The 25342-nt window shown below is 68.1% G+C and carries 30 protein-coding genes; 14 read left to right on the forward strand and 16 right to left on the reverse strand.

All coding sequences use genetic code 11. The annotated features are described in order from the left end of the window. Positions 1-37 precede the first annotated feature (37 nt). On the reverse strand, positions 38-1909 hold the full coding sequence (locus tag ABNQ40_RS02715; RefSeq protein WP_109050917.1) for a diguanylate cyclase: 1872 nt from the start codon (positions 1907-1909) through the stop codon (positions 38-40). Between the two features lie 34 nt (positions 1910-1943). Here ABNQ40_RS02715 and ABNQ40_RS02720 point away from each other — a divergent pair, with 34 nt between their 5' ends. Both ABNQ40_RS02720 and ABNQ40_RS02725 read left to right on the forward strand, forming a co-directional pair. Beyond that, positions 1944-2147 carry a hypothetical protein gene (locus ABNQ40_RS02720; protein WP_146255508.1) on the forward strand — a complete coding sequence of 68 codons (204 nt, stop codon included), beginning with the start codon at positions 1944-1946 and terminating at the stop codon, positions 2145-2147. A 111-nt stretch (positions 2148-2258) separates the two neighbouring features. Further along, the gene (locus tag ABNQ40_RS02725) at positions 2259-2666 is read left to right on the forward strand and encodes a hypothetical protein (protein ID WP_109050918.1); all 408 of its coding nucleotides are present in this window, start codon (positions 2259-2261) and stop codon (positions 2664-2666) included. A 40-nt stretch (positions 2667-2706) separates the two neighbouring features. Here the strand turns inward: ABNQ40_RS02725 and ABNQ40_RS02730 are convergent, their stop codons facing one another. Beyond that, complete coding sequence (locus ABNQ40_RS02730; protein WP_158285605.1) at positions 2707-3573, reverse strand: LysR family transcriptional regulator; 867 nt, start codon at positions 3571-3573, stop codon at positions 2707-2709. Between the two features lie 140 nt (positions 3574-3713). Between ABNQ40_RS02730 and ABNQ40_RS02735 the strand changes: the two genes are divergently transcribed. The 6 genes from ABNQ40_RS02735 to ABNQ40_RS02760 all read left to right on the forward strand — a co-directional run bounded on the left by ABNQ40_RS02735 (position 3714) and on the right by ABNQ40_RS02760 (position 7582). Continuing rightward, positions 3714-4079, forward strand: coding sequence for a cupin domain-containing protein (locus tag ABNQ40_RS02735; protein WP_109050920.1), 366 nt, complete (start codon positions 3714-3716; stop codon positions 4077-4079). Between the two features lie 115 nt (positions 4080-4194). Next, complete coding sequence (locus ABNQ40_RS02740) at positions 4195-4737, forward strand: hypothetical protein (RefSeq protein WP_109050921.1); 543 nt, start codon at positions 4195-4197, stop codon at positions 4735-4737. A gap of 217 nt (positions 4738-4954) precedes the next feature. Next, complete coding sequence (locus ABNQ40_RS02745) at positions 4955-5419, forward strand: hypothetical protein (protein ID WP_109050922.1); 465 nt, start codon at positions 4955-4957, stop codon at positions 5417-5419. A gap of 33 nt (positions 5420-5452) precedes the next feature. Continuing rightward, positions 5453-5800 (forward strand): hypothetical protein, encoded by a 348-nt coding sequence (locus tag ABNQ40_RS02750; protein ID WP_109050923.1) that lies wholly within the window; start codon positions 5453-5455, stop codon positions 5798-5800. Positions 5801-6042: 242 nt separating this feature from the next. Then, positions 6043-6753, forward strand: a complete 711-nt coding sequence (locus ABNQ40_RS02755) for a Crp/Fnr family transcriptional regulator (protein ID WP_391345474.1) — start codon at positions 6043-6045, stop codon at positions 6751-6753. Between the two features lie 103 nt (positions 6754-6856). Further along, positions 6857-7582, forward strand: coding sequence for a hypothetical protein (locus ABNQ40_RS02760; RefSeq protein WP_391345476.1), 726 nt, complete (start codon positions 6857-6859; stop codon positions 7580-7582). Positions 7583-7588: 6 nt separating this feature from the next. Here the strand turns inward: ABNQ40_RS02760 and ABNQ40_RS02765 are convergent, their stop codons facing one another. From ABNQ40_RS02765 to ABNQ40_RS02810, 10 genes are all read right to left on the reverse strand, one after another. Then, a complete protein-coding gene (locus ABNQ40_RS02765) occupies positions 7589-10375 on the reverse strand; it encodes an SUMF1/EgtB/PvdO family nonheme iron enzyme (protein WP_391345478.1) in 2787 nt (928 codons plus the stop codon). Positions 10376-10636: 261 nt separating this feature from the next. Then, complete coding sequence (locus tag ABNQ40_RS02770; RefSeq protein ID WP_391345480.1) at positions 10637-12544, reverse strand: CHASE2 domain-containing protein; 1908 nt, start codon at positions 12542-12544, stop codon at positions 10637-10639. Positions 12545-12551: 7 nt separating this feature from the next. Further along, positions 12552-13673: a DUF4384 domain-containing protein gene (locus tag ABNQ40_RS02775; RefSeq protein ID WP_391345482.1), complete on the reverse strand. Its 1122-nt coding sequence runs from the start codon at positions 13671-13673 to the stop codon at positions 12552-12554. Between the two features lie 27 nt (positions 13674-13700). After that, positions 13701-14078, reverse strand: a complete 378-nt coding sequence (locus tag ABNQ40_RS02780) for a hypothetical protein (RefSeq protein ID WP_391345484.1) — start codon at positions 14076-14078, stop codon at positions 13701-13703. Between the two features lie 26 nt (positions 14079-14104). Next, complete coding sequence (locus ABNQ40_RS02785; protein ID WP_391345486.1) at positions 14105-14929, reverse strand: OmpA family protein; 825 nt, start codon at positions 14927-14929, stop codon at positions 14105-14107. Positions 14930-15046: 117 nt separating this feature from the next. Continuing rightward, positions 15047-16606, reverse strand: a complete 1560-nt coding sequence (locus tag ABNQ40_RS02790) for a DUF4384 domain-containing protein (RefSeq protein WP_391345488.1) — start codon at positions 16604-16606, stop codon at positions 15047-15049. A 93-nt stretch (positions 16607-16699) separates the two neighbouring features. Further along, complete coding sequence (locus ABNQ40_RS02795; protein ID WP_109050931.1) at positions 16700-17281, reverse strand: DUF4399 domain-containing protein; 582 nt, start codon at positions 17279-17281, stop codon at positions 16700-16702. Positions 17282-17319: 38 nt separating this feature from the next. After that, positions 17320-17754, reverse strand: a complete 435-nt coding sequence (locus tag ABNQ40_RS02800) for a DUF4399 domain-containing protein (protein WP_391345490.1) — start codon at positions 17752-17754, stop codon at positions 17320-17322. Positions 17755-17969: 215 nt separating this feature from the next. Further along, the gene (locus ABNQ40_RS02805; protein WP_109050933.1) at positions 17970-18305 is read right to left on the reverse strand and encodes a hypothetical protein; all 336 of its coding nucleotides are present in this window, start codon (positions 18303-18305) and stop codon (positions 17970-17972) included. Between the two features lie 113 nt (positions 18306-18418). Beyond that, a complete protein-coding gene (locus ABNQ40_RS02810; RefSeq protein WP_109050934.1) occupies positions 18419-18817 on the reverse strand; it encodes a RidA family protein in 399 nt (132 codons plus the stop codon). Between the two features lie 153 nt (positions 18818-18970). Here ABNQ40_RS02810 and ABNQ40_RS02815 point away from each other — a divergent pair, with 153 nt between their 5' ends. Further along, on the forward strand, positions 18971-19567 hold the full coding sequence (locus tag ABNQ40_RS02815) for a TetR/AcrR family transcriptional regulator (RefSeq protein WP_109050935.1): 597 nt from the start codon (positions 18971-18973) through the stop codon (positions 19565-19567). Positions 19568-19635: 68 nt separating this feature from the next. Here the strand turns inward: ABNQ40_RS02815 and ABNQ40_RS02820 are convergent, their stop codons facing one another. Beyond that, positions 19636-20013 carry a cytochrome c family protein gene (locus ABNQ40_RS02820; RefSeq protein WP_109050936.1) on the reverse strand — a complete coding sequence of 126 codons (378 nt, stop codon included), beginning with the start codon at positions 20011-20013 and terminating at the stop codon, positions 19636-19638. Positions 20014-20324: 311 nt separating this feature from the next. On the opposite strand from ABNQ40_RS02820, the gene ABNQ40_RS02825 reads away from it, so the two are divergent. Next, positions 20325-21179 carry a LysR family transcriptional regulator gene (locus tag ABNQ40_RS02825; RefSeq protein ID WP_158285608.1) on the forward strand — a complete coding sequence of 285 codons (855 nt, stop codon included), beginning with the start codon at positions 20325-20327 and terminating at the stop codon, positions 21177-21179. 150 nt (positions 21180-21329) lie between these two features. Continuing rightward, entirely contained in the window at positions 21330-21551 is a 222-nt protein-coding gene (locus ABNQ40_RS02830; protein WP_109050938.1) for a hypothetical protein, read from the forward strand. Positions 21552-21580: 29 nt separating this feature from the next. Here ABNQ40_RS02830 and ABNQ40_RS02835 read toward each other — a convergent pair whose 3' ends face one another. Genes ABNQ40_RS02835 through ABNQ40_RS02845 form a run of 3 tightly spaced genes read right to left on the reverse strand, consistent with a single transcriptional unit; the run spans position 21581 to position 23767 of the window. Beyond that, entirely contained in the window at positions 21581-21880 is a 300-nt protein-coding gene (locus tag ABNQ40_RS02835; RefSeq protein ID WP_109050939.1) for a DUF3325 family protein, read from the reverse strand. After that, positions 21873-23444, reverse strand: coding sequence for a PepSY domain-containing protein (locus ABNQ40_RS02840; protein ID WP_109050940.1), 1572 nt, complete (start codon positions 23442-23444; stop codon positions 21873-21875). Before ABNQ40_RS02840 ends, ABNQ40_RS02835 begins: the two co-directional genes overlap by 8 nt. Further along, positions 23441-23767 carry an iron uptake protein gene (locus ABNQ40_RS02845; protein WP_109050941.1) on the reverse strand — a complete coding sequence of 109 codons (327 nt, stop codon included), beginning with the start codon at positions 23765-23767 and terminating at the stop codon, positions 23441-23443. The genes ABNQ40_RS02840 and ABNQ40_RS02845 overlap by 4 nt, the downstream gene beginning before the upstream one ends. Before the next feature lie 267 nt (positions 23768-24034). On the opposite strand from ABNQ40_RS02845, the gene ABNQ40_RS02850 reads away from it, so the two are divergent. From ABNQ40_RS02850 to ABNQ40_RS02860, 3 genes are all read left to right on the forward strand, one after another. Continuing rightward, on the forward strand, positions 24035-24631 hold the full coding sequence (locus ABNQ40_RS02850; RefSeq protein ID WP_109050942.1) for a gamma carbonic anhydrase family protein: 597 nt from the start codon (positions 24035-24037) through the stop codon (positions 24629-24631). A gap of 132 nt (positions 24632-24763) precedes the next feature. Further along, positions 24764-24973: a hypothetical protein gene (locus tag ABNQ40_RS02855; RefSeq protein ID WP_109050943.1), complete on the forward strand. Its 210-nt coding sequence runs from the start codon at positions 24764-24766 to the stop codon at positions 24971-24973. 268 nt (positions 24974-25241) lie between these two features. After that, positions 25242-25331 carry a K(+)-transporting ATPase subunit F gene (locus ABNQ40_RS02860; protein WP_109050944.1) on the forward strand — a complete coding sequence of 30 codons (90 nt, stop codon included), beginning with the start codon at positions 25242-25244 and terminating at the stop codon, positions 25329-25331. Positions 25332-25342: the final 11 nt, after the last annotated feature.

Here is a 25342-nt window from a genome sequence, read left to right on the forward strand (position 1 = left end):
CAGATGGCACCCCTGTGCAGCACCCTGGTACAGTCCCTCAGGCGGCGATGGCCCGCCGGTCCCGCCCCGCGGTCTTGGCCGCATACAGCGCTTGATCCGCCGCCGCCAGCAGGTCGTCCAGCGTGCTGCGCCGCCGCATCACGCTGATGCCGATGCTGACGGTGATGGCCAGCATACGGCCCGGCACGGCCACCCGCGCCTGACGGACGTCCGCCAGCAGCCGATCGGCGATGCGGTCGGCGTCGGAACCGTCGGAGCCCGGCAGGATGATGGCGAATTCCTCGCCGCCCAGCCGTCCGAGCAGATCGCCGCCGCGCACCGCCGCCTGGAGGATGTCGGCCAGCATACGCAGCACATCGTCGCCGGCCTGATGCCCGAAGCCGTCGTTGATCGATTTGAAATGGTCGGCGTCGATCATCAGGACGCTGACCGGCCGGCCCTGCCGCCAGACCTCCTCCAGCAACTCGGCGCCGCGTCCCATGAAGGCACGACGGTTCAGCAGCCCAGTCAACGGATCCAGGTTGGCCAGCTCCCACAGCCTCTCTTCCTGCAGCTTGCGCTCACGGATGTCGCGCAGCACGCCGACATAGATCGCCTCTCCCTCGCTGTGCGACGCGCCGAGCGTGAGTTCGACCGGAAACTCCACGCCGCTGCGATGGCGCGCCACCAGTTCACGGACACCGGCCTGCCCCCCCAGTCCGTGGGGCGCGAAGTGACCGGGATCCTGAAGGTCGCGCAATTGGCACGGCAGCAGCAGGTCGATGGTCCGGCCGATCAAATCCTCGGCGGCATATCCGAACAGGGTCGTTGCGGCAGGGTTGAGAAACTGGATGGTGCCGGAGCCGTCCACCACCAGCATCGCATCGCGCGCGGTGGAGACGAAGGCGGTCAGCCGCTCTTCGCTGCGCTGTAGGGCGGCCGTGCGCTCCACCACACGCTGCTCCAGCCGGGCGTTGGCTTCGGACAGCTGGAGCATCGCCCGCCGCCGCCGGGTGACCTGACGGTAGAGAGTGGCGGACAGCACCGCCCCGCCGCCGCTCAGCACAAGGTCCAGCAGGAAAAAGACCGGCAGGCGTCCGAGCCAGCCGCCGATCGCCTCCCGGGTTTCGATGTTCGCCGCCGCGATGATGCCGTAGCGGGGACTGACCTGATAGGCGCCGGGACCGGCCACGCCCGGCAGGATGGAGCCCCGCGTCGTGCTGTTGGTCGTTCCCGGACCCTGTTCATGATGGAGGAACAGCGGCCAGTCGCCGGCCGGGCGGCCGAGGCAGTCCGTGCTGGGCAGGCATCCGAATACGAAACCGGACGGCGACACGATCGCCGCCTGCATGCCTTCCGGCAGCGGGTATGACCTCAGCATCGCCGAGAAGATTTCAGGGTCGAGCGCTGCGGTCACGATTCCGACAAGGCGGCCGAACCGGTCCTCGACCCGGCGGCTGACCGGCACCATCCATTGGCCGTCGGTCCGGCTGACGACCGGCTTTCCGATGAACAGGATGTCCGCACCCCCGTGCAAATGAAATTGGACATAGTCGCGGTCATGCAGATCCACGCCGGTCGGATGCGGCGTGCGGGAGTCGTAGGTCAGGCGCCCGTCCGGCTTGACGACAAAAAGGCTTCGCAGGATCGGCGTGATCCTGTGCTGATGGACCAGAAGGCGATGGATGTCGAACTCTTCGAGGTCAGCGATCCGTTCGGAAACCCGCATGAACTCCGACACCACGGAAATGGTACGGTCCGCGATCTCCAGAACCTCGTCCATATGTTCGGCACTGTGGGCAGTGGTGAGCGAGGCCAAATCCACCATGGACTGGACGCCGGCGTTGCGCTCCGCCAGGAGCAGGCCGCCGAGCACACCATTCAACAGGATGATCAGTCCGAGGGTCGTGGCGACCCATACCCGCTTCATGGCGCCCCGTATCGCACAGCGTTCGGAGGGAACCATGCCCGCCGCCAGGCTGGACACGCAATTGGGACCAACCGCAGTCGCCGAACACCCGCACCCCGGCAATCGTCCGGTGCTGCCAAGCACTCTTTTCACGGTATCGGCTTACTTACCATCCGGCCCCATGGCACAAGTTGTTGTGGCGAGCCATAACTTGATGGAGCGCAGTATCCCGGATGATATTCGGGATTTTTTAAAATAACTGCCTGCGACATCTGAATGGTTATAAGTGGATTTTCCATGGACTCCCGATTCGTGCTCTGACATCGTTCGAACACGAACCTTTACAGGGCAGGAAATCGGAGTCAGAGCAATGAAAACTTCATCCACAAGTTTCAAGGTGGCTTGCCTGTTCGCAATCGCCGGTCTCAGCATGGGCATTGGAATGGCGGCATCGCAGGATCACACCCTGATGCCGGCCCATGCGCACCTCAATCTTCTGGGCTGGGTGTCGCTGTTCCTGTTCGGCGTCTTTTACCGCCTGCATCCGGCATTGGAAACCAGCCGTCTTGCGATGACCCAGATCGTCGTCTGGAGTGTCGGCACCGCCTTCCTCACGGTCGCGGTGGCGGCGCTGCATCTCGGCTATGCCGCATTCGAACCCGTCGCCGCGGTCAGCGCGCTGCTCCTGCTCGGCTCGCTTGGACTGTTCTCCGTCCTGGTCTTCCGGTCCGGCAAGCTGCCGCAGCCGGCAGCACGGGTGATGACCGCAGCAGAGTAAACCCGCGGCGCTTCCGGACCGTTCCAGCCCCGGACGGCGCTCAGCGTTTGTCCCGCAACGCATCCACGACGGCGCGCACGGCTGGGGACAGCGGCGCGCCCGCCGCGTAATAGAGGTGGAAGCCGGGAAAGCTCGGCGACCAGTCGGCCAGCACCCTCAGCAACCGCCCGTCGTCGATCATCGGCTGCACGACCTGATCGATGCCGTGCCACAGGCCGACGCCGCCGATTGCCGCATCCAGCATCAGGTCGGCATCGTCGGTGACCAGCGTGCCGTCGACGTCGAGCACCACCGTTTCCCCGTCGCGCTCGAAGGCCCAGCGATAGAGCGCTCCGCCGGGGCCGCTGAGGCAGCCGATGCAACGGTGACGCACCAGATCGGACGGATGGAACGGGGCCGGATGGTCGGCGAAATAGCCGGGCGAGCCGACGACCGCGGTGGTGAAGGGCTTGGTCAGCGCCACCGCCACCATGTCCTGTGCCACCTCGTTGCCATACTGGATGCCCAGGTCGAACCCGTCGGTCAGGTCGCCCGGCCATTCGACCGTGCGCACGTCCAGCGTCACATGCGGACACTCGTGTGCAAGCCGGCGGATCGCCGGCCCCACCAGCATCTGGATCGCCAGCCGTGGTGCCGCAAGCCGGACGGTCCCAACCGGCGCGTCCTCCGGGATGCCGACCGCGGCGACGGCCTCGTCCAGCAGCGCCAGCGCCGGACGCAGATCCTGCAACAGCTTGGCACCGGCTTCCGTCACCGTCACAGCCCGCGTGGTGCGGTTCAGCAACCGCAGGCCCAGCCGATCCTCGAAGGCGCGGATCGCGTGGCTCAGCGTCGACGGCGTCAGCCCCAGTTCAGAGGCTGCCCGGCGAAAGCTGCACGCCTCCGCCACCGCGGCGAACGCCCGCACCTCCGCATATTCCCCCGGCTTCAATCGCCTTCGCATTGCTGAATGCCACCCACCACACTGTTGCACCGCAGCCGCCTTATGACGGAGCGCCCTGGATACTAGTTGAGGGTGATCGGACCCACCATTCCAGGGAAATACAAATGACCGTCCGTAAATTCGCCGTCACCGATATCCAGCTTGAACGCACGCCCGGCCAGCAGGCCGACGTGTTCGTCGGCAATGCAGTCGACCAGCGCCATGGTGGGCCTGTCACCATCGGCTACGGCCGTTACGCACCAGACCAGAGCATCGACGAGCAGATCGCCGTCGACGACGTGATGGTGGTGCTGGAAGGCCGGATCTCCGTCACCTCCGGCGCCGGCACGATCACCGCCGGTCCGGGCGAGATCGTCTACATGCCCAAGGGGTCAACCGTCACCATCCGCTCGCACGCGCAGGGCGCCCTCACCGCCTATGTCACCCATCCGCACTGGCAGGAGGCGCATCCCGCCACAAAACAGCGCTGATCGACAAAACGCCGATGTTTGTGGTGCGGCTCACATCCGGGAATCAAGCGCTTGGGTAGGGTCTGTCCATCGGCAACACGCCGCACCCCGCGGCCCCGAAAACAGGAGACAGACCATGATCCGCACCGCCCTGCTGACCGGCTTCGCTTCGCTCGCCCTGTTCGCCGCGCCGGCGATGGCCCAGAACATCTCCGACATCTCCAACACCGCGGCCGGCATCGGGAACACCGCCAACCAGAGCGCGCTGGTCATGCAGAAGTCCAAGGGTCCCTTCGCCGGCCCGAACAGCGCCACCGTGTCCAACCTCGCCGCCGGCATCGGCAACACGGCCAACCAGGAAGCCTTCGTGAAGCAGCGGAGCGGCGGCCTGTTCAACGGCGGTTCGGCGGCCACCATCGGCAACACCGCGGCGGGCATCGGCAACAACGCCGGCCAGATGGCGACGGTGATGCAGCGGAGCGGCGGCCTGCTGAGCGGCGGTAACGTCGCCAACGTCGGCAACACGGCGGCCGGCATCGGCAACACCGCCCTGCAGAGCGGCACGGTGCTGCAGCGTTCGGGCGGGCTGGTCGGCCCCTTCAACCGCAGCAACATGCAGAACCTGTCGGCCGGCGTCGGCAACTTCGCCGGACAGAGCGCCCTGGTGAAGCAGCGCTGACCGTCCCTCTCCTCCCGGCTTCCTCCCTGACCTCGCTCCGGCCGGCAACGGCCGGAGCATTATTCTGCCCGCCGGCAGCCCCGGAGGCCCGCTCCGCACTCCAGCGGGAAATCCGCCGGCCGTTGTGGGGCAACTCACAGAAGCCGGTCCGGCACTTCACTTAAGCTTTCCACAAGGACGCCACCTCACCCCATCCCCAACCGAAGGATATCCCGCCATGATCCGCACCTGTGTTCTGGGCACCCTCGCCGCCATGCTGCTCGCCACTCCCGCCCTGGCGCAAAACAAGCCCGTCGGTCCCATGACCGGTCCCGGCATGCCGTCGATGATGGCGGTGCCCGGACTGGTCAGCACCAACGTCGGCAACGCCACCAATGTCGGCGCCGGCATCGGCAATTCGGCACAGCAGCAGGGTGTTTTCCTTCAGGGCGGAGGCGGCGCTCCCATCCGCGGCGTCAGCCCGCTGGTCAGCACCAATGTCGGCACCGCCACCAACGTCGCCGCCGGCATCGGCAACACCGCCGGTCAGAGGCTGCTGGGCATCCAGGGCAGCGGAGTGCAGGTCGGGCTGAACTTCAGCGGCCGCGGCCCCCTGGTCAGCACCAATGTCGGGGTCGGCACCAACGTCACCGCCGGGATCGGCAACACCGCCGCCCAATCGCTGACCGGCCTTCGCCGCTGAGCGCTCTTTTCCCTCCAATCCCGGAGGCCACCGATGCCGAAGCTCCCGACACTCCTAGCCCTCGCCGCACCCGCCCTGCTGGTCCTGGCCGTTTCGGCCCCGGTGCAGGCCGACTCCCTCTCCTGCCAGACGGTCAACGGCAAGACCGTCTGCATGCGAGGATCGGGAACGTTGAGCTGCGTGACGCACAACGGCCGGACCCGCTGTTCGGCCACCCCGTCCGACCCGCAGTCGGAGGTCGTTCCCGATGCGGAAATCCAACGGCTTCCCCGCCCGATCACGCCCGATCTGCACAGCCTGCTCGAGCGCCGGGGGTTCCCCTTCGACCATCGGGCCCACTCCCTGATCCTGGAGGACGATGACGATCCGGACATCGACTGATCCCCACCGAGCCGCGTAACCGGAGAAGCCGACTGAGATCCTCCACCAAGGACGATCCACCGCACTATCCCGCAATCGAAGGGCGGCCGGCAGACGCCGGTCGCCCTTTTCGTATCCCACCTGTGCACGAACGGGGCAGAAGCGCCGACGACGGCGTACCGCCTTTGACGGCGGGGGTCGGGTCGGTTGCCGGCGTACCATTCCTCCCGCGTCGTCAGCCGAAGCTCAGCCAAGAGGCAGCCATGACCGCGATACGGATCAATTTCGACAAGGATCTCGTCCTTGCCGGACATTTCCTGCTCAAGCATCTGGAGCGGGAGGAAAGGCATCGTCTGGCGACCGCCGCGCGGCTGTCCCACCACGCGCGCGGCGCCATGATCTTCCAGAAGGGCGATCCCGGTGACAGCATGATGGCGGTCATCCGCGGCCGGGTGAAGATCTGCTGTCATTCCATGGACGGCAAGGAACTGGTGCTGAGCATCATCAACAAGGGCGGCCTGTTCGGCGAGATCGCCCTGCTGGACGGCGAGCCGCGCACCGCCGACGCGGTGGCCCTGGAGGAAACCGACCTCCTGGTGCTGGACCGGTCGCAGCTGATGCCGGTGCTGACGGCAAGGCCGGATTTGGCCTTCCGCATCATCAGCGTGCTGTGCCAGCGGTTGCGCCAGACCAGCGAGCATCTGGAGGACACCCTCTTCCTGGAAGCCCCCTCCCGCTTCGCCCGCGCCCTGAAGAGGCTGGGCGATGCCTTCGGCAAGCCGGGGCCGGAGGGGCTGCGGCTGGACATCAAGCTGTCGCAGCAGCAGCTGGGCTGCCTCGTCGGCGTCTCGCGCGAGAGCGTCAACAAGCTGCTGAACGAATGGCAGCGTGCCGGCGTGATCGAGATGGACGCCGGCTATATCGTCATCCGCGACACCGGCGCCCTGGACGACATCGCCGGCTCCTGCGGCTGAGACGCCAATCCGGCGCCGCTTGTGAGCCGCGCCACAGCGCGCTTTTCCGATCAGCCTCAAGATGCTCCCCACACCCGGCCGTCAGCCACTGAGGGAGCCAGCGATGATATCGTCCCGCACCGTCTTTCTGCCTGCATTCGCCGCCCTGCTGCTGACCGCCGGGACGGCCGCGGCCCAGGTCACCGGCGGCATCGCCTTTCCGCCCGGCCCGATCCCCGGTGCGGCGATGGCGCAGGCCTTCGCCCAGACACCGCGGTTGCCGGTGTCGGTGAATCCGACGCCCCGCGGCGCCCCTCCCGGCGCGATGGTCACCAACCCATCTGTGCGCCGGTCTTCCGTGAACCAGCAGGCGATCACCCGCATCCGCGGCGATGCCGGCTATCTGGCCGGCTTCAACAAGGGGCAGCCGCTGGCCGCCAGCCGTCAGCCGCCGGTGCAACCGGTCGACCCCAGCTTCACCATCATCGATGCCCCCTTCATCGTGAACAACTTCAACAGCGCGCTGAACTTCGCCTTCGGCGACGGCAACATCAGCCAGCAGCAGCTCGGCGACGGCACCGCGGCAGGCAGCGCCGGCCCGGTGGAGACCGCCGCCCCGGCACCGGCGCCCGAACCGGCCCCGCTCCCCGCTCCGGCTCCCGCTCCAACCGCCAAGCCCGCCGGACCTTCGACGCTCGACATGCTGATGAGCAGCGCCGGTCCGCTGCCGCATCTGCCCGCAGCGCTGGCCCATGGCGGCGTGCAGTTCAACAACGTGAACACCACCACCAACACGGCAGTCGGCAAGGGCAACCGGGCGACCCAGACCACGGTCACGGTCCAGCGCTGACCTCCGTCAGTTGACGTCCCGCGCAACCCGGAAGCCATTGGTGAGATAGCGCACGTCGACGTCGTAGCTGTTGCGCATCGTTCCGTTGATGGCTTCCAGCTTGTCGCGCCAGGAGCCGCCGCGCAGGACCCGCTTGCGGCAGTTCCCCTGGGTCCAGGCGCTGCCGTCGGCCGGTGCACCCTGATAGTTCTTGTTCCAGCAGTCGGCGACCCATTCCGCCACGCCGCCGTTCATGTCGTGCAGGCCGAAGGGATTGGCCTTGTAGCTGCCGGCGGCGGCCGGTGTCAGATGTTCGTGCGGACCGCCGCAATCGTCGCAGTCGGCGTGGTTTCCTTCCTCCGCCCCCCACCAGAAGGGCGTGGCGATGCCGGCCCGCGCGGCGAATTCCCATTCCGCCTCGCTCGGCAGGCGATAGCGCTGCCCGGTCTTGCGGCTGAGCCATGCCACATAGGCCTGCGCATCCTGCCAATGCACATTGTGGACGGGGGTTCCATCGGTCGGGTTCGTCATGCGCGGCATGTCGGTGCAGCCCCCCTCCTGGATGCAGGCGCGCCATTCGCCGACCGTCACCTCATACATGCCGAGCGCGAAGGGCTTGGCGATGGTGACGCGGTGGACCGGCCGTTCCGACGGGTCGCCCTTGTCGTTCCCCATCATGAAATTGCCGGCCGGCACCCGCACCAGCACCGGGCAGGTCGGACAGTCCTGGAAGCTGTTGCCCGAGCCATGATTGCGCGCCGTGCCGTTCGTGGGGACCGACGGCGCCGTGGACGGTGCAGTTGGCGTCGCTGCCGGGGGCACGGTCGCCGCCACCTGCGGCTCGGCCGGGGGCGGTGAGGCGGTCGCCTGGACCGGTGCCGGCACCGGAGGCGCTTCACGCTTCAACAGCGCCGCGGCGACGAAACCCTGCGTGCCGTCCTCCAGCGCGATGCGGTACCACCCGCCCTCCGGCACGCGGCCGAGAACCTGGACCGCCGCCCCGCGCGCCACCCGGCCGACCCGCGCCCCGCCATTGGCCGGCGTCGCCCGCAGGATGCCGTCCGCCGTGACGGTGTAGCGTCCGGGTTCGGCCGGCTCCAGCCCCGGCCCCATCGCCGCTTCCGGCTTGGCTTCCGCCTTCGGCTGCTGCTCCGCCGGTTTGCCGGCGAGCTTCAGCGCCTCAAGCTGGCGGCGGGCCAACGGGGCGTAATTGCCGCTGCCGAACAGTTGCAGGAAGGCCTGATAGTCGCCGGGCTCCTTGCTGGACTGGATGCGTTTCCACAGGCTGTCCTCCAGCTCGGCCACCGGGGCGGTGCCGGGTGCCGCGATATCCACGTTGACGCTCGCCGTGGCGGTGCCGCCGCGCCCATCATCGACGCTGTAGCGCAGGGTGCCGGCCGCACCGGGGGCGGCGGCTTCCGGGTCGAAGGTCAGGCCGGTCAGCGCCTGGACGGTCAGCTGGTCGCCCGACTTCACCACGGCCGCCCCATTGTGGACGCTGCCGCGCTCGGGCACGGCGGTGACGGTGACGGTCAGCGGGTCGCCGTCCGGGTCGGACGGCGCGTCGATCCCCATCGGGTTGCCGGCGACGCGCAGCTTGCGCTCCGCCACCACTGCCGGGGGCTGGTTGCTCGGCTTGATCGTCACGGGGACGGCACCGGTGGTCATGCCGCCGCGCCCGTCGGCCACCAGGAACTCGAAGGCCCCGGCATCGCCGCGGAAACTGCCGTCGGGCTTGAAGCTGGTGGCCGCCAGCTGTTCCACCGTCAAATAGTCGCCGATCAGCACGCTGCGTTCCCCGACACGGACGGTGCCGCCGCGTGGCAGTCCAGTGACGCGGGCGTACATCTGGTCGTCGTCGGGATCGGTCGGCTTGCCGGCCCCCAGCGGCTCCGCGCCGGCACGATCCAGCACGGTCAGCGCCCGCAACTCGCCCAGCACCGGCGGCCGGTTGGGCGGGCGCGGGTTGAAGTAGAAGGGCGTCGCCCCCAGCGACCCGTAGACGAACGGCTCCTGCCGGCCGTTGGTGGCCTGCTTCACCGTATCGCGCACATTGCGGAAGAACAGGCTCAGTTCCAGCCCCGGCGTCTGGAGATGCTGGAGCAGCGCCGCGCTGAAGGGACTGTGGTCGCCGGTGCCGTCCTCCGCCAGCTGGTCGGCGCGGGTCGCCATCGCCACCAGCGTGTCGCTCGGCGTGTCGTCGACGCTGCCGAAACCGGGATGCGCCTGGTTGCGGTTCGACCCGCTGCGGGTCAGGCGGTCGACGAAGGGATTGTTGCGGCAGGCGTCGAGGATGAGGATGCCGAGCTTGCGCGCGCCCGCCAGTTCACCCATCGGCAGGTTCAGCGGGATCGCCTCATAGACCAGATCACGTTCGCGTTCCAGCTGGGCGTCGGCCGGCAGCAGATAGTTGACGCCGTTCACCTGGATGCCGTGCCCGGCATAGAAGATCACCGCCACGTCGGCCTGCGAGGCCTTCAGGCCGAACTGGCGCAAGGCGGTGGCGAAGCCGCGGGCATCGAGATCGTACTGCTCGTCCACCGTGAAGTTCAGTGCCCGCAACGCCTCGCCGATGGCTTTCGCATCGTTGCGCGGGTTCACCAGTTCCGGCGCATTGCGGTAGTTGCTGACCCCGATCACCAGCGCCAACCGGCTTTCCGCCGCGGCACCGGCCGGCGTCTGTCCGGTGGTGGCCGGACCGGCCGCAAGCGCTTTCCCGCCGAGGCCCAGGACCGCCAGCAGCCCAGCCGCCAGCAACAGGAGCAGGAGCAGCACCGCGACCATCGTCCGGCAGGGTCCGACCGGTTTCACCATCCCCGCCTCCGTACCCGTGCAAAGAGGCGCCGCACTCTGTGGTCGGTCGCATGCGACCTGTAGGCTCACCGGCGAAGCTTGCGGCGCATAGCGGATGGCTGTTCGAATCGATTTCGGAAATTGCCGGCAGCCCGCCATGGATGGAAGGAAGCATACCATGGCTCAAACCCATTCCAAGCCGCCCCTTAGGCCCGAACCCGGCAAAAGAGGGGGTGGCAGGCCGAAGTGATTACTTCCTGTATCGAAGATTAATGCTGATGATTATCGCCGACGGCTATCGGCATCTTCATCGTCGATCAGCAGCCAGATCCGCACCGCCTTCACCTTGCCCTTCAGCGCCACCTCCCCCACCGGCAGCGCCGTGCAGCGGTCTTGCACCGCCTGCCGCACCGCCTGCCAAGTCGGATCGCCGACAATGACCCGGCAATGGCACGAGGTGCGGGCATCGACCAGCTTGCCATAGGCCTCCAGCCGGGCGGCGGTGTTCGCGGTGTCGCCGAGAAGCGAGTATTCGCTGTGCCGCAACCCGCCAAGGCTGCCTGCGACGAGCGGACCGGTGTGCACGCCGACCCGGATGCCGACCGGCGGCAGCCCTTCCGCCTGCCACCGCCGGTTCAACGCCACCAGTTCCCGGCCCATCTGCAAGGCGCAACAGACCGCACGGCGGGCGTCGGCGTCGATCTCGTCCTGCGCGCTGCGGGCGACCGGCGCGCCGAACACCGCCAGAATCGCATCGCCGACGAAGCGCAGAACCACTCCGTCATTGGCGGTGACGATGTGGACCATGGCATCCAGATAGCCCTCCAGCCAGCGGATCAGCGGTTCCGGCTCCAGGGCCTCGCAGATGGTGGTGAATCCCTCGATATCGGAAAACAGCACGGTGGCAGTCAATTGCTGCGGGCGCGGGCGGTTGCCGGTCATGAAGGTCGCGCGTTCGCGCCAGATCTCCTCCGCCACCGGCTGGGAGACATGGTTGGCGAACAGCTGCATCATGACGCGCCGGTCCGCCCGTTCGCGCAGCGACATCTGCACGGTCATGGCCGCAAGCCCCGCCCCCCAGGCCAACGACGGCGCCACCAGCGGCATCAGCGGCCCGCCCGCCGCGAACAGCGCATTGGCGCCGGTCCAGGCGGCAGCCGGCACAAGCAGCCCGGCCGCCGCCACCAGCCACAAGGGCAATCCCGCCAGCGCCACCGCCACCCCGGCCGCCGCCATCAGCAGCGCCAGCGCCGCTTCTCCCGCGAATGGCAGGCGCGGGCTGCTCCGCCCATCGAGAAGCTGGGCCAGCACATGCGCCTCGATTTCCACCCCAGGCGTCGACGCACCGGCCGACGACAGCGGCGTCCGGTGCTGATCGATGCCGGCCAGCGCCGTGCCCACCAGCACCGTCCGCCCGGCCAGCCAGCTTTTCGGCAGAACGGCGACAGTCTCCGCAGGATAGATCGGGAACGGGGCGGTCGAGCCGTCCGGCCGGCCATGCCAGTCGATGCGGAAGGGCTCACCCGGCACAACCGACACACCGCCCAGGCGGGCAAGCTGAACCGGCAGGCTCGGCGTGCCGTCGCCACCGAAGGGGACATGCCAGCGCACGGCGGCATCCAGCCGGTCCTTCGCCAGGTTGGCATGGCCGCGCGGCATCCCGTCGGTGAACCCGTCGAGGAAACGGCGCTGCCGCTCGGTCAGCGGCGTCTGCTCCAGGGCGGTGATCGCCACCACCGGAACCGGCGCGCCCAGCATGGTGCGGCGCAGCCGCTCGTCCAGGGCCGGAAGGCTCGGCTGGTCGAACAGCACGTCGATTCCGATGGCGCGGACCCCGGCCGCCGCCAGCACGCCGACGATGTCGGCCAGCATGCCGCGATCCACCGGCGACCGGCAGGCAAGACCGGCGAAGCTGTCCTCGCCGAACAGCACCAGCGCGATGGCCGCATGCTGTGGCTGCGCCGGGGCGGCGGCGGCGATCAGCCGGTCGCTCAAGCTCTCGTCGGCGGTGCGCAGCGGCGGCACCAGCCGCGTGGCGGCAAGCGCCAGCACCGCACTCGCCAGCATGACGGCCACCGGCAGCCACCGGCGCGACCAGCCGCGACGGTCCGGCGGCGTGTCGCGCACCGCCGGTTTCGCGACGGCGGGAGGCTCCGGCCCTTCCCTGGGGTTCGCCGGCGGGCCGTCCATCCGCTCCTCACCGAACCTTCAGGATCAGCTGGGCGGAGGCCACCTCCGTCTCGCGCAGGCGGGACACCGCGCGGTCGAGCTGGCCGGCGGCATCCTCGGCCAAGGGACGGAAGGCGGCATCGCGGCCGGGAATCTCGCCGTCCAGATTGCGGCTGGTGGCGATGCAGCGCACCTCCAGATCGGCCGGAGCGTCCCCGGCGCGCAACGGCATGCGGTCGCCGGACAGGCTGATCGGCACATTGCCCATCACCCGGGCACTCATCGTGGCACCGGACGGGAAGATCGGGATCAGCTGGCCGCGCGCGTTGCGCAGATAGCAATAAAGATGGGCGTCACGGTCGGTCTGCACCAGCAGGCGGATGTCCTCGCCCGGCCGGTAGGCGGCATTGCCGGCCGGATCGGCTGACAGAAAGACGTCGAGCGGCACCATCGCGTCGCGCAGCGACGCCATCGCGGCACCGCTCTGCCCGGCGCAGCCGGCCGATGCCAGGCCGACCGCCAGCGCCGCGCCGCCCGCGGCCTCTACCATGCGGACATGCAGGGTGCCGACCGGGGTGCCATCCGGCCGCAGCATGCCGATGTCCGTCCCGTCCGCGAGCGGCAGGCTCCGCGGCCAGGGGGCCGGGCTGCCGTTCATCCATTCGACCGCCGCGCGTTCCCCGCCGGCCTGCAACGTCAGCCGGTCCAGTCCCGGCTCAGCCGGGCGCCGCAGGAGGGGTGGACTGCCGGCCTTGACGCATTGCGTGCCGGATGCCGACGGGTCGATGGCCAGCGCCTTCTCCAGCGCCGCATCCAGTGGATTTCCCAATGCACGCGCGGCCCCGAGGTCGCTCTGCATGAAACGGTCGTCGCCGGGACCGGCACGGGCCGACACGGCACCGTCCGCCGCTTGCCCGGGAACGCCGTCATAGGGACCGCGCAGCCGCAGCAGGCGGCCGTTGGCGAACAACAGCGTCGCATTCGCCCCGTCGGGAAGCCTGACCGCCTGCCCGTCGGCGACGAGCTGGCCCTGGACATAGCCGGGCGCACTGGACGCCACGACGACGGCCTCCGCAGCAGCCTCCTGGCCGAAGCCCAGGGCGAGGACGGCGGCGGCTCCCAGCAAAGAAGAAAAGCGTCTCTTCGGCATGATGGTCACCTCCTGGATTTGAAAGGATCAGTCGCGGTTCCGGCCCTTGCCGGTGGCGGCCCCGTCATCGGGCGCGAGCAGGCAGGCGGTGCGGGACTGCGTCACCACCGACACCGCTCCGTCCGTCCCGCCGTTGCGGCGGAAGCGCAGCCCGTTCATCTGGCTGGCGATGCTGAGCGAGACGACGGCAAGGTCCTCTTCGTCGATGATCTTGTGGCCGTCCTGCCAGCACTGAACACGGACCCGCTTGCCGGTGGGGGCGATATCCACGCCGCCCGCAACACCGCCGCTGGTGGCACCCGACGTGTCGGCTCCCTTCTTGCGGACAACCGTGGCATCGGCTGCACCGGCGAGCCATAGGGCGGCAAGACCGAGACAGGCCGCGAGGAGCAGAGCGTGTTTCATGGCATCCTCCTCCGTTCGGGCCGCACTCAATGGGTCGGCTTGAATTCGACGCGCCGGTTGCGGCCGTCAAAGGGGTTGGCGGCGATCGGCGCCGTCGGGCCCTTGCCGTCCACCGTGATGCGCTTGGGGTCGATTTGGTAGACACGGACCAGATACTCGCCGACCGAGACGGCGCGGCGCTGCGACAGCAGCATGTTATAGGGAAGACTGCCGCTGGCGTCGGTGTGGCCCTCCACCGTCAGTCCCAGGGTCGGATCTTCCTTCATCAGCGCCCCGACGGCGTCGATGTAGGAGGCGGACTCGGCCGGGATCTCGGCGGAATTGAGCGCAAAGTTGATGCGGAAGCCGAAGGCCTGCGGTGCGGCATCCTGCTCCTGGGCGACAGGAGCGGCGGGCGGCTCGGCGGTGGCCGTCTGGGCAGCCGGGACCTCCGTGCGCACCTCCTGCCGGCGCTGTTTGTGGACCGGGCGGCTGGCTTGCGGAGCAGGTTGGGGTGCCGGTTGGGCAACGGGCTGCACCTCGGGCTGGGGAGCCGGCTGCGCTGCGGACGGGATCGGCGCCGTGCCGTAGTTGATCTCGTCGATGGGCCGGGGCCGCTTGGCGGCGGCACCGGCCGCACCGCCGATGATCTCGATGCTGCGGGTGCGGATTTTGGGTTCCGGCGCCACCACCTCGCGCAGCTCCTCCACGCTGGGTGGCCGGTCGAACATCATCACCTTCGACGAACCCGACCCTTCCACCGTCTGGGCGGACACCGGACCGGCCCAGGCGGCGGCCAGCATCGGCAGGGTGGCGACCAGACTATGGGCCAGAGTACGGGTCAGGGCGTGGGACAGGGTGGACTTGGTCATGTCAGGCTCCATGGGCAGGAGTAAGGAACGGCGTTGCCCTGGTTCTACCGCCACCGCCCTGCCCCGCGCTGTGAGCCGGCCAACACTCGGCCCCCGATTCCGGCGGTGCGCCCGAAATCACTCCCCCTGAGCCAGCGTGCCGGGCAGCACCTTCACCGTCAGCCGCTTGGCGCGGGCATCGCTGCCCTTGGCGGTGGCGAAGGCATTGATCACGTCATCCAGGGCGGCACCGGGAATGGGCTGCAAATCCTCGCTCTTGAACGCTTCGGGGATCCGCACGCCGATCTCGTCGTGCGACAGGACGCAGGCGACCGTCTCCTCGGCATTGGGCCGGTCCATGCGCAGGTTGAAAGGCTTCTGCACACCGGGCGGGATTTCCACCTGCCGGCCGGCCTCGACGAAGGCGTCGGGCTGGAAGCGGTTGGGGAAGATGCGGGACACCGTGCCGGCGGCATCGCGGTAGTAGCAATAGACGAAGCCGTCCGCCGTCGGCTGCATCCGCACTACCAGCGCCTCGCCGGCGCGGTAGCGCGGTGCCGGCCCGCGGTCCGACGACAGCAGCAGGTCCAGCCGGGACGGCGACGGCTGGGCGCGCGGCAATCCTTCGCCTCCGGCATTGCTGACGCTCTGCAGCCGGGCCGGCGGTGCCCCGCCCTGGCCGGGCGGCTTGGCGAGCAGGCGCTGGTAGAGGTCGAAATCGATGCGGCCGGTGGCGATCAGGTCGCTGTCCGCCTGGAAGCGGCCGACCGCTTCGGCGGTCCGCTGGTCGAGCTGCCCGTTGACTGGCCCATCGTAATAGCCCTGTGCCGACAGCGCGCGCTGGGTGAAGGTCACGCGCTCCGACGGAGCCATGCCGTCGAACCAGCCGCGCGCCTCCGCCATGAAGGCGGGATTGGTCTGGTCGATGCCCAGGCATTGCCAGTAGGGCACGCGGGTCAGCTTGCCCAGCACCTCGATGGTGCTGAGTTCGACCAGCGTGCGCACCCCCTGGTGCAGCCCTTCGGACCGGTTCAGCGAGATGTTGAAGGACAGGCCGGCCTTGCCGATCACCCCGCCGGCGTCCGCCCCGCGCCCCGACGACACCACCGCCAGCGTGTTGGACGCCGACATGCCGGGGATGATCTGGCGCGTCACCAGTTCACCGACATTGAGGTCGACCGAGACCATCGACACCACCTGATCGGCCGAGACGCCGATGTCCAGCTTGGGCAGCGACAGCCCGGCCCCCGCCGCCTCGCTGACCACATTGTCGTCCAGTTGGGTGATGGCGCCGCGGATGTAGTAGGAGGGCGCGCGGAAGTTCGGCTGCACGCCGATCATCCAGTACAGAGCGTTGACGTCGTCCAGCGCCGGCTCGAAATCCACGAAGCGGAAGGCGTTGGAGGTTTCCGACATCCGCGAAACGGCGGTAATCAGCATCTCCTTCGTGCCGCCGGCGACCCGGCCGGTGGCGTCGGGCAGGCCGTTGGCGGTGATGTAGATGTCGTGCTTGCCATGGGTCCACAGCAGCGTGTCCATGCAGCGCAGCGCCTCGCTGAAGCTGCTGATGGTGCGGACGGCCGGGGTCTTCGGCTGCTGCACCACGCGGGCCATCTCGCCGGAGGTGAAGCAGCCGCCGAGCGCCAGCGTCAGGCCGACGGAAACCACGGCGGAACCAAGGAACCGGACCATGCTCATCGGCGCTGTCTCCTGTGGGTTTGTGGTCCGGCCCAATGGTCCGACCCGACGGTCCGGCTCGGGGCCTGCGCCGTCAGGCCGGCTCGGGACCGGTCACCGCGCCGACAGTTGCGGGCTGCGGTCGGCGCGGACCGTGATGGTGATCTTCTTCGACATGATCGGCGGGTCGTGCGGCACATGGTCGGCATCGGCCAGGACCAGTTGCAGCGTATGGCGGCCGGGCGGCAGTTCCAGGATCGTTTCGGTCTGGCCCTTGCCGAAATGAAGGTGCTGCTTGTCGCTGGGGATCGGCTCGTTGAAGTTCTTGAGGTCGGTGTCGATCAGCAGATGATGGTGCCCGGTGCCGTCCTTGCGCACCCCGGCCGGCGCGACGCCGAAATTGCGCAGCCCGAACCAAACCTTGAAGCGCGTCCCCACCACCTGGCCGTTGTTGGGCCAGCCGATATAGAGCCATGCATCCTTTCGGCCGGGCGTCCGCGGCGTGGCGGCAGGGTCGTTCTGGCTGTCCTTCTGGCCGGCCTTCTGTTGGGCGGATGCATCCGCCGCAACCGCGGGCGTCGCCGTGACCGTCACCAGCGCGAGCGACAGCACACCACACAGCACCGCGCAGGACACCGCGCCCAGAACCGGTTGCAGGCGGCGAGCGGTCGTAAGCGCGCACGAATTCGATGTCATGGTGCCCTCCCTGGCAGGGACGAAGCGAACGGCTCCGGTCAGCGGACGGTGATGGTCACCTTCTCGGACATCACCGGCGGGTTGTGCGGAATGTGGTCGGCATCACCCAGGACCATCTGAAGCGTGTGGGTTCCGGGCGGAAGCTCCAGCCGTGCTTCGGTCTGGCCGGCACCGAAATGCAGGTGCTGCTTGTCGTTGGGGATCGGCTCGTCCGGGTTCGTCAGCTCGGTGTCGATCAGCAGGTGATGGTGCCCGGTGTCGGCGTGGCTTACGCCCGCCGGTGCGATACCCATGTTCTGGAGCCCCATGCGCACCCAGAATTTTCCGCCAGTGATGACCGTCCCGTTGGAAGGCCACAGGATATAGGCACGCGCGTCATCGGGTGCTTTCGCCCGGTCGGCCATTCCCTGCCCAGCCAGAAACAGCGGCAGAAGCAGCAGGGCGCCGACTGCGATCACGGCAGTCCGCAGCATGATTTCCCCCTGTATTCTTCATTGCCCTTTGTCCGATGCCATCGATCTTAGTCTTCGACCGCGAAGCAGGGTTCCCCCGAATTCTTGGGTAATCCCATCCCGTTGAAAAACAACCCGCTCCTGCGCCACACCCTTCCGAATTGGCGGACAATCGCCGCCTCCATCCCCACCATTGCGGGGGAGGACGGCTCAGGGAAGACAGGCAGGCGACCTTTTCAGCGCTTGATCCCGAACAGTTGCTCGTTCATCGCCGACCGGTCCGCAGTTGCCGCACCGCCGGCCCGCCCCGGCAGTGGCAACCCGCCGCCCATCGCCCCGTTCGCCAGGGCCGGGCCGTTCGTGCGGCTGTTCCCCATCCAGGGCGGAAAAGCGCCAACGGGACCGGCCGCATTGGGTGGCGCGTTGCCGACCCGGTTCCCCAGCAAGGAAACGGCCGCAGCTGAAAGCGGCACGCCGCCGGACTGCACCTCGAACGCGGCGGCCGGCCGGACAAGGGCGGTGATCGCGACGAGAACGGAAAGGCAAAGGGTAACGGCGGCAAGACTGCGCATCGGGGCTTTCCTCCGCGAAACAGGGCCAGGGGCGGCATGGCCCCATCCTGCCGCAGGCCATCCGCCCGCCGCTGTGAGCGGGGCCACAGCGGCGGGCAAAAAGCCGAAAAGGCTCATGGCTGCTCGGGGATACGGGCGATGACCTTGATTTCAAAATCGAATCCCGCCAGCCAGTTCACCCCGACCGCAGTCCAGTTGGGATAGGGCGCATCGCCGATCATCGTCTCCCGCACCGTCATGATGGCTTCGAACTGGTTGGCCGGATCGGTGTGGAACGTGGTGACGTCGACGACATCGTCGAAGGTGCAGCCGGCAGCCTTCAACACATTGGCGAGATTGTCGAAGGCCAGCCGCACCTGCTGCTCGAAGTCGGGTTCCGGCGATCCGTCCGCGCGGCTGCCGACCTGCCCCGATACGAACAGGAGATCGCCCGAGCGTATCGCCGCCGAGTAGCGGTGCTTTTCGTAGAGCGCATGCCGGTTGGCCGGAGTGATCGCGTCGCGTTTGGCCATGGTCGTGGTCCTCCTTGACTGCCGGAATGTCCGGCATCGGGCTTCACAGCGCGGCTGCAAGTTGATATACGCCGCGTATGCGGAACACAACACACATACGTCGCGTATGTCAATTCACATACGCGACGTATGTATAAATTTCTGGAGAGGACCATGGCCACCAAAAAGCGATCCGAGATGATGGAGGAAACCCGCGCCAAGCTGATCGCGTCCGCGCGCAAGGCCTTTGCCGAGCAGGGGTTCGCCGCCGCATCGATGGACGATCTGACGGCCGAGGCAGGGTTGACGCGGGGCGCCCTCTATCACAATTTCGGCGACAAGCGCGGGCTGCTCCAGGCGTTGGTCGACCAGCTCGACACGGAGATGGCGCAGCGTGCGCACGACATCGGCGCCCGGGCCGGGACCGGCTGGGACGGATTGCTGGCGGAGGGTGTGGCCTACATCGAGATGGCGCTGGAGCCCGAGGTTCAGCGCATCGTCCTGCTCGACGGACCGGCCTTCCTGGGCGATCCCTCGCAATGGCCGAGCCAGAACGGCTGCCTTCAAATGACGCGGCAAACGGTGGAACGGCTGATCGCGCAGGGGGTCGTCAGGCCCATTGACCCCGAAGCGGCCGCCCGGCTCTTGAATGGGGCGGCATTGAACGCCGCGCTCTGGGTGGCCGCCAGCCCCGATCCTCAGGACGTTCTCGCCAAGGCGGTCGAGGCGTTCCGCGCCCTGGCGGAAGGGCTGCTGGCACGCCCATCCTGAAACAGCCACAGCCCCGCATCGGCGGGGCTGTGGCGACAGTCAGGACGATGTTTCAGCCAGGTCCGCGGTTACTTGGACTCGCTCTTCAGATAGGCGATCAGGTCCGCGCGCTTGGCGTCGTCCTTGACGCCGGCGAAGGCCATCTTGTTGCCGGGAAGCGCCGCCTTCGGATCCTTCAGATAGGTGTCGAGCTTCTGCTCGTCCCAGTCATAGCCGGCATCCTTCACCGCCGCGGAATAGCTGAATCCATCGACGCTGCCCGCCTTGCGGCCGACGATGCCATGCAGGTTCGGGCCGACGCGGTTGGGGCCGCCGGCCTCGATGGTGTGGCAGGCCTTGCAGGTGTTGAACACCGACTTGCCCGCCGCGGCATCGCCGTCCGCGGCCTGCGCGGCGGCGGTTCCACCGGAAATCAGAATGACGGAAGCCAACAGAATCTTGCGCATGACGGACACAGCGGAACTCCCATTTCTCAACGTTGTCTCCGGCCAACCGAGAAAATTGGTCGGGCTTCCTTCCGGCGAGCAGGCGGAAGCTAATGGCCGCCAATGAGGTCAGGAAGCGAATTTACCCGATGGTTGTCATCGGTTTTTCCGATACGACCCTGCCGCATTAGGGGAACCGCCGGTCGCGGCTGCATCCAGTGGATGCGACGAATCGTCTCACACCGGTCGGTCGCGATCAAGCTGCCAATGGCGTAGGTCTTGCTCCCCGTCCGTGGAGGCGGGGTTTCGAGCGAGGTATCATGGATACGGAAATGGCCCGGACATTTCTGGAGGTCACGGCGGCAGGCAGCTTCATGGCGGCAGCCGACCGGCTCCATGTGACCCAGTCGACGGTCAGCACGCGCATTCAGCAACTGGAGCAGCAGCTTGGCTGCCGGCTGTTCGTGCGCAACAAGACCGGCGCCACGCTGACCAGCGCCGGCCTGCGTTTCCAGCGCCATGCCGCGGCGATCCTCCGCCTGTGGGAGCAGGCCCGGCAGGAGGCCACCCTGCCCGCCGGCCACAAGGCGCTGCTGCGCATCGGCAGCGAAGCCGGCCTGTGGAACCGCCTGCTCTACCGCTGGATTCCCTGGATGCGGCGCAACGCCAACGACATCGCCCTGCGTTGCGACGTCGGCCTGCCGAACGGGTTGCTGCAAGGCCTTCAGGACGGGACGCTGGACGTCGCCGTCCTCTATTCGCCGCGCGCCCTGCCGGGCCTGTCGATCCGCCTGCTGCTTGAGGAGGAACTGGTCCTTTTCCGCATGCCGGCGGTCGAGGATTACCTGGAGGAACCCTATGTCCACATCGACTGGGGCGACGACTTCCGCCGCAATGTGCAGCTGCATCGCCCGGACGTGCAGGCCGCCCCGGTGTCGATCGGCGTCGGCACGCTCGGGCTAGACTATGTCAAGCAGTGCGGCGGCACCGGGCATTTCCCCCGGCAGCTCGTCCAGCCGCTGATCGATGCCGGCAAGGGGGAAATCCTGCCGGAAGCCCGGCCTCTCAGCCTTCCCATCTACGCCGCCTACCCGACCGACGCCGACGACGCCATCATCGACCCCGCACTCACCGGGTTGAAGGCCATCCTGGGCGAACCTGCCGGCGCCCGAGATTCACTTCGATAAAGCCGATGTGATCTATCGGTTTATTTCGCTTTTTGCGATGGATGGCGCTGCCTAGGATCGGCTTCGCGGGAATTCGGCCCCCATCCGGCATCGGTACCGGGGTTCCCGAATGCCCGCTCATCCAAACCGAAGACCGAAGGTCCCGATCCGATGTCCACGCAATTGGCGCAGCCGTCCCTGCTCGAAGAAGAAGGCACCGCGGCGGAGACGAAGTGCTGCCGGTTCGAGTCTCCCTACATCGTGTTTCCGTCGCTGATCCTGCTGCTGATCATGCCGTTCGGCATCCTCTTTCACCCGGCCTGGCTCGCCACCGCCGCCGAGGTGGGCGTGGTCGTGATGTTCATCGCCATTTTCCGCATGATGCGCATGTGAGGCCGGCGCTCCCGCCGCTACTAAGACGTTCAGCCGCGGGCGGACCGCGTCCTCCAGGTGACGGTGGCAGCGACCGCCAGCGCACCGGCGCTCAAGGCCAGTGCCCAGAGCAGGAGGCCGAAGCCCGTCCCGTCATGGCGGACCGCGACGGACAGCGCCGCCGCCAGGCACAGCAGCGCCGCCAGCCTCAGCCGGAACACCGTGCGGCGCGGCGGCCCCCGCCTGGACTCGACAAGGTCGCGCCAATGCCGCTCCACCGACAGGGCAAGGGCGGCGAAGGCGACGTAGCAAAGCCCGAACAGGCCGGGCAGCATCAGGGCATCAGGCATGGTCGGTCACCTTCGCCAGGGTTGAGAGTTCGGGATCGGGCCGCTGGGCCAGCCGCCGCGACACCCGCCAGGCGGCGACGGCGGTCAGCGCCAGCACCGCATCGACGCCCAGCACCGCCCAGTCGGCGGAGGCTATGGCACGGATGGGATGCTCCCCCGTCGTGATCCAGTTCAGCGCCACGCAAGACGCGGCCAGCAGGGCGACCGCGGTGCATTGCTCGCTCCAGGGCGGGTTCGTCCGGGTGCGGACGGCGGCATGGACGGCGCTTCCGATCCAGATCAGGAAGAAGAGGCCGACCTCGACCAGTTCCCGCGAGGGGATGCCGGCCGGCAGCAGCCGGTTGGCCGCCATCATCGCCAGCGTAGCGATCAGCTGGCCGGAGGTGCTGCCGCAGGCGATGGCGGCGACGCTGCACCAGCCGGCGCCGGGCCTCACGCCATGGGCGACCCGCCGCTTCTCCATCCAGTACAGCATGCCGGTGCCGATCAGCACGCAGCCGGCCAGCCCGAACACGAAGTACAGCCAGCGCAGCGGCCAATGGTCGAAGGCGGCGAAGTGTAACCCCGACAGGACGCGGTGGGTCGCCACCACAGGCCCCGGCGGCTGGTACTTCAGCACCTGTCCTGTGACGCCGTCGAAGAAGACCGGCTGGACATCCAGGCTGATGCGGTCTCGCAGAGCACGGTTGATGCGGACGACCGACGCGGCATCGCCGGCATTGTAGACGAACACCACGGCCGGCTCTCCCCCGCCCCACAGCCGGCGGGCCTCCGCCACCATCGGATCGAGCGGCGCCAGCGGGGCGGCGATGCCGCTGCGCGGACGGCTGTAGTTGCCCAGCGCATCGTCGTAGAAGCGCCGCACGTCGCCGCCATACAGCGCCTGGACGCCGGCCGGCAATACGATGGGCAGGACGATGACGATCCCGGTGATCGTGATCATCAGATGGAAGGGCAGGACCAGCACACCCGTCAGATTGTGCAGGTCGAGCAGGGAGCGGCGGAACTGCCCCCAGCTGCGGAAGGTGAAGAAATCCTTGAAGATCCGCGCATGGATGATGACGCCGGAAATCAGTCCGGCCAGCATCGCCACCGATGCGAAGCAGACGATCCAATAGCCGATGAAGCCCGCCCGCAGATGCAGGCTGTAATGCAGCGGATAGAAGAAATAGGTGCCTCCCAGCGTCCCGACCGGCGGCAGCAGTTGGCCGTCGCTGGTCGCCATGCCGCCGGCATTGCCGGTCTCGGTCCGAAGCTGAAGCGCCATCACCGGCCGCCGCTCGTCCGGCAACTGCACATACCAGTCGCGCACCGCCCGCCCGGCGGCGAGCTTCTCCACCGCCGGCAGCACCGCATGGTCGAGCGAGGCCGGCCCGGTCTCCACCGCACCGACACGGGTGGCGGGCATCATCCAGCGGTCGATCTCGGATGCGAAAACCGCGAGCGATCCCATGAAGAAGATCAGCATCAGCAGCCCGCCGAGCGTCACGCCCGCCCAGGTGTGCGGCCACAGCATGGCGGTGCGCAGGGCCGGGCCGATCAGCTTGCGCGTCTTCGCCGTCATGGTCCCACCGTCCCGGCAAACTGCGAGGCCGCGATCAGCAGCACCCCGCCGCCACCCAGCACCGCCCAACCGACCGTGACCCGCGGCACTGCGAAGGCCCAGAGTGAGGCCACCGGCAACACGACCAGGGCCAGCAGGCTGGAGGCCGTGACCGCCTCCGCCGGCGCCATGCCCGCAAGCGCCCCCAACTCCGCCCCGAAGGCAGCGAGGCCCCAGGCGAAGCCATAGGCGCCAAACACCGCCGCCGTCACGCGTGCGGCGGTGCGCAGGCGCGGCGGCGCAGCCCGTCCCTCAACCCGTCCGGACTGCCCGGCAGTCTTCATCGCGATGGTCCCCCTGCCATTGTGCCTGCCAAAGTGCCGACGCCCCCGGCACGGTCCCCACAGCCCCAACCTTGATATTGATACTGATTCGCATTTGCAAGATTCTTCTCTTTCCGGGGGAGAAAGACGGACCGCTTGCGACCGCCGGCTGGAACCGCGCAGGGGCGCGACGCTGCCGGCCGGACTGGGCTACACTCGAATCGACATCGACCGGCTGTTTCCCGACTGGAACCAAGACCCGGCAGGGCCAAAAAAGGACAAGAACCAATGACCACCGAGAGCGCAACCGAAGCGACCTTCGAAACCGGGGCCTTCGAAACCGGGGAGGCCCTGCTCGCCCGCCATCCCGGCGCCATCATCCAGCCCGTCAAGGGAGTATGGCCGCGCATCGCCGCCGACGCCTACATCGCCCCCGGCGCGGTGGTGGTCGGCGACGTCACCATCGGGGCGGAGGCCAGCGTCTGGTACGGCTGCGTGCTTCGCGGCGACGACCACCGCATCACGGTGGGGCCGCGCACCAACATTCAGGACGGCACCATCGTCCACGTCATGCTGAACGAATATCCGACCGTCATCGGTGCCGACGTGGTGATCGGCCATGGCGTGCGGATGCATGGCTGCACGCTGGCGGACGGCTGTCTGGTCGGCATCGGCGCAATCGTGCTGGATGGGGCTGTCGTGGAAAGCGGCGCCATGCTGGCGGCCGGCGCGGTGCTGACCCCGCGCAAGCACATTCCCGCCCGCCAGCTTTGGGCGGGCAGCCCGGCTAGGCATCTGCGCGACGTCACCGACGCCGAGGTGGAGTTCATCGCCTTCGACGTGCGCCACTATGCCGGCTTGGCACGGGCTGCGTCGGGACGCTGATGACCGGGATGGGGGCGCGTATGGCGGCCATATATTTTTTGGGCCTCACGCCCCCCATCGCATTTATATGCCCCGCAGCCTTCTTCTCAGTGGGATAGCGGCCATAGGCCGCCTCTGGACTGCGAGGCTGTCATGCAAGGGAAATCGCCTCTCGCGCTGCTCGACCGGACCATGCCTGCCCCGGCACGCATGGAAGACTGCGATCCACAGACATCGGCCGCCCCTTCCCATGAGGCATTCCCCTCTCCACGCGCGGTGCTGGGCGAGGCGGCAGTCACCATCGCCGCATTCCTGCTGATCGCATTTGCCCTGCAAGCGCTCGCCTTGTGGGTCGGGGCCTGACCGGCAAAGACGGTCGCGCGGATGCCCGGACGGCCAGCCATATATGTGCCGTATATTTTCCGGCCCTGCCGTCCCCCATCGAATCTATACGCGGCTCCGGCGCACCCTCACAGGGTCGGACCTCCCCGCCACCGTCAAGGCGAGGGGGACGCAATTCCGGAGACCCCAACGATGCTCGACCTGCTGTTTCTTGCGCTCACCGTCGGCTTCTTCGCCGCGGCGGTCGCCTATGTCCATGCCTGCGACCGGCTGTGAGGGGAGCGGCGCCATGTCCCTCGATTTTGCCCTGGCCGGCCTCGTGACCGCCGGACTGCTGGTCTATCTGGTCTATGCCCTGATCCGCCCCGAACGGTTCTGAGGAGACCCATC

It is taken from the genome of Azospirillum sp. A23 (assembly GCF_042938965.1).
In the GTDB taxonomy this organism is placed as follows: domain Bacteria; phylum Pseudomonadota; class Alphaproteobacteria; order Azospirillales; family Azospirillaceae; genus Azospirillum; species Azospirillum melinis.

Bases quoted from the DNA above. Each gene is read 5' to 3' on its own strand.
- ABNQ40_RS02720 (WP_146255508.1), top strand. From the start codon at position 1,944: ATGCCCGCCGCCAGGCTGGACACGCAATTGGGACCAACCGCAGTCGCC.
- ABNQ40_RS02760 (WP_391345476.1), top strand. From the start codon at position 6,857: ATGATATCGTCCCGCACCGTCTTTCTGCCTGCATTCGCCGCCCTGCTG.
- ABNQ40_RS02735 (WP_109050920.1), top strand. From the start codon at position 3,714: ATGACCGTCCGTAAATTCGCCGTCACCGATATCCAGCTTGAACGCACG.
- ABNQ40_RS02855 (WP_109050943.1), top strand. From the start codon at position 24,764: ATGCAAGGGAAATCGCCTCTCGCGCTGCTCGACCGGACCATGCCTGCC.
- ABNQ40_RS02825 (WP_158285608.1), top strand. From the start codon at position 20,325: ATGGCCCGGACATTTCTGGAGGTCACGGCGGCAGGCAGCTTCATGGCG.
- ABNQ40_RS02740 (WP_109050921.1), top strand. From the start codon at position 4,195: ATGATCCGCACCGCCCTGCTGACCGGCTTCGCTTCGCTCGCCCTGTTC.
- ABNQ40_RS02820 (WP_109050936.1), bottom strand. From the start codon at position 20,013: ATGCGCAAGATTCTGTTGGCTTCCGTCATTCTGATTTCCGGTGGAACC.
- ABNQ40_RS02765 (WP_391345478.1), bottom strand. From the start codon at position 10,375: ATGGTGAAACCGGTCGGACCCTGCCGGACGATGGTCGCGGTGCTGCTC.
- ABNQ40_RS02805 (WP_109050933.1), bottom strand. From the start codon at position 18,305: ATGCGCAGTCTTGCCGCCGTTACCCTTTGCCTTTCCGTTCTCGTCGCG.
- ABNQ40_RS02770 (WP_391345480.1), bottom strand. From the start codon at position 12,544: ATGGACGGCCCGCCGGCGAACCCCAGGGAAGGGCCGGAGCCTCCCGCC.
- ABNQ40_RS02845 (WP_109050941.1), bottom strand. From the start codon at position 23,767: ATGAAGACTGCCGGGCAGTCCGGACGGGTTGAGGGACGGGCTGCGCCG.
- ABNQ40_RS02775 (WP_391345482.1), bottom strand. From the start codon at position 13,673: ATGCCGAAGAGACGCTTTTCTTCTTTGCTGGGAGCCGCCGCCGTCCTC.
- ABNQ40_RS02715 (WP_109050917.1), bottom strand. From the start codon at position 1,909: ATGAAGCGGGTATGGGTCGCCACGACCCTCGGACTGATCATCCTGTTG.
- ABNQ40_RS02790 (WP_391345488.1), bottom strand. From the start codon at position 16,606: ATGAGCATGGTCCGGTTCCTTGGTTCCGCCGTGGTTTCCGTCGGCCTG.
- ABNQ40_RS02830 (WP_109050938.1), top strand. From the start codon at position 21,330: ATGTCCACGCAATTGGCGCAGCCGTCCCTGCTCGAAGAAGAAGGCACC.
- ABNQ40_RS02795 (WP_109050931.1), bottom strand. From the start codon at position 17,281: ATGACATCGAATTCGTGCGCGCTTACGACCGCTCGCCGCCTGCAACCG.
- ABNQ40_RS02785 (WP_391345486.1), bottom strand. From the start codon at position 14,929: ATGACCAAGTCCACCCTGTCCCACGCCCTGACCCGTACTCTGGCCCAT.
- ABNQ40_RS02850 (WP_109050942.1), top strand. From the start codon at position 24,035: ATGACCACCGAGAGCGCAACCGAAGCGACCTTCGAAACCGGGGCCTTC.
- ABNQ40_RS02745 (WP_109050922.1), top strand. From the start codon at position 4,955: ATGATCCGCACCTGTGTTCTGGGCACCCTCGCCGCCATGCTGCTCGCC.
- ABNQ40_RS02725 (WP_109050918.1), top strand. From the start codon at position 2,259: ATGAAAACTTCATCCACAAGTTTCAAGGTGGCTTGCCTGTTCGCAATC.
- ABNQ40_RS02810 (WP_109050934.1), bottom strand. From the start codon at position 18,817: ATGGCCAAACGCGACGCGATCACTCCGGCCAACCGGCATGCGCTCTAC.
- ABNQ40_RS02815 (WP_109050935.1), top strand. From the start codon at position 18,971: ATGGCCACCAAAAAGCGATCCGAGATGATGGAGGAAACCCGCGCCAAG.
- ABNQ40_RS02860 (WP_109050944.1), top strand. From the start codon at position 25,242: ATGTCCCTCGATTTTGCCCTGGCCGGCCTCGTGACCGCCGGACTGCTG.
- ABNQ40_RS02835 (WP_109050939.1), bottom strand. From the start codon at position 21,880: ATGCCTGATGCCCTGATGCTGCCCGGCCTGTTCGGGCTTTGCTACGTC.
- ABNQ40_RS02750 (WP_109050923.1), top strand. From the start codon at position 5,453: ATGCCGAAGCTCCCGACACTCCTAGCCCTCGCCGCACCCGCCCTGCTG.
- ABNQ40_RS02800 (WP_391345490.1), bottom strand. From the start codon at position 17,754: ATGCTGCGGACTGCCGTGATCGCAGTCGGCGCCCTGCTGCTTCTGCCG.
- ABNQ40_RS02840 (WP_109050940.1), bottom strand. From the start codon at position 23,444: ATGACGGCGAAGACGCGCAAGCTGATCGGCCCGGCCCTGCGCACCGCC.
- ABNQ40_RS02780 (WP_391345484.1), bottom strand. From the start codon at position 14,078: ATGAAACACGCTCTGCTCCTCGCGGCCTGTCTCGGTCTTGCCGCCCTA.
- ABNQ40_RS02755 (WP_391345474.1), top strand. From the start codon at position 6,043: ATGACCGCGATACGGATCAATTTCGACAAGGATCTCGTCCTTGCCGGA.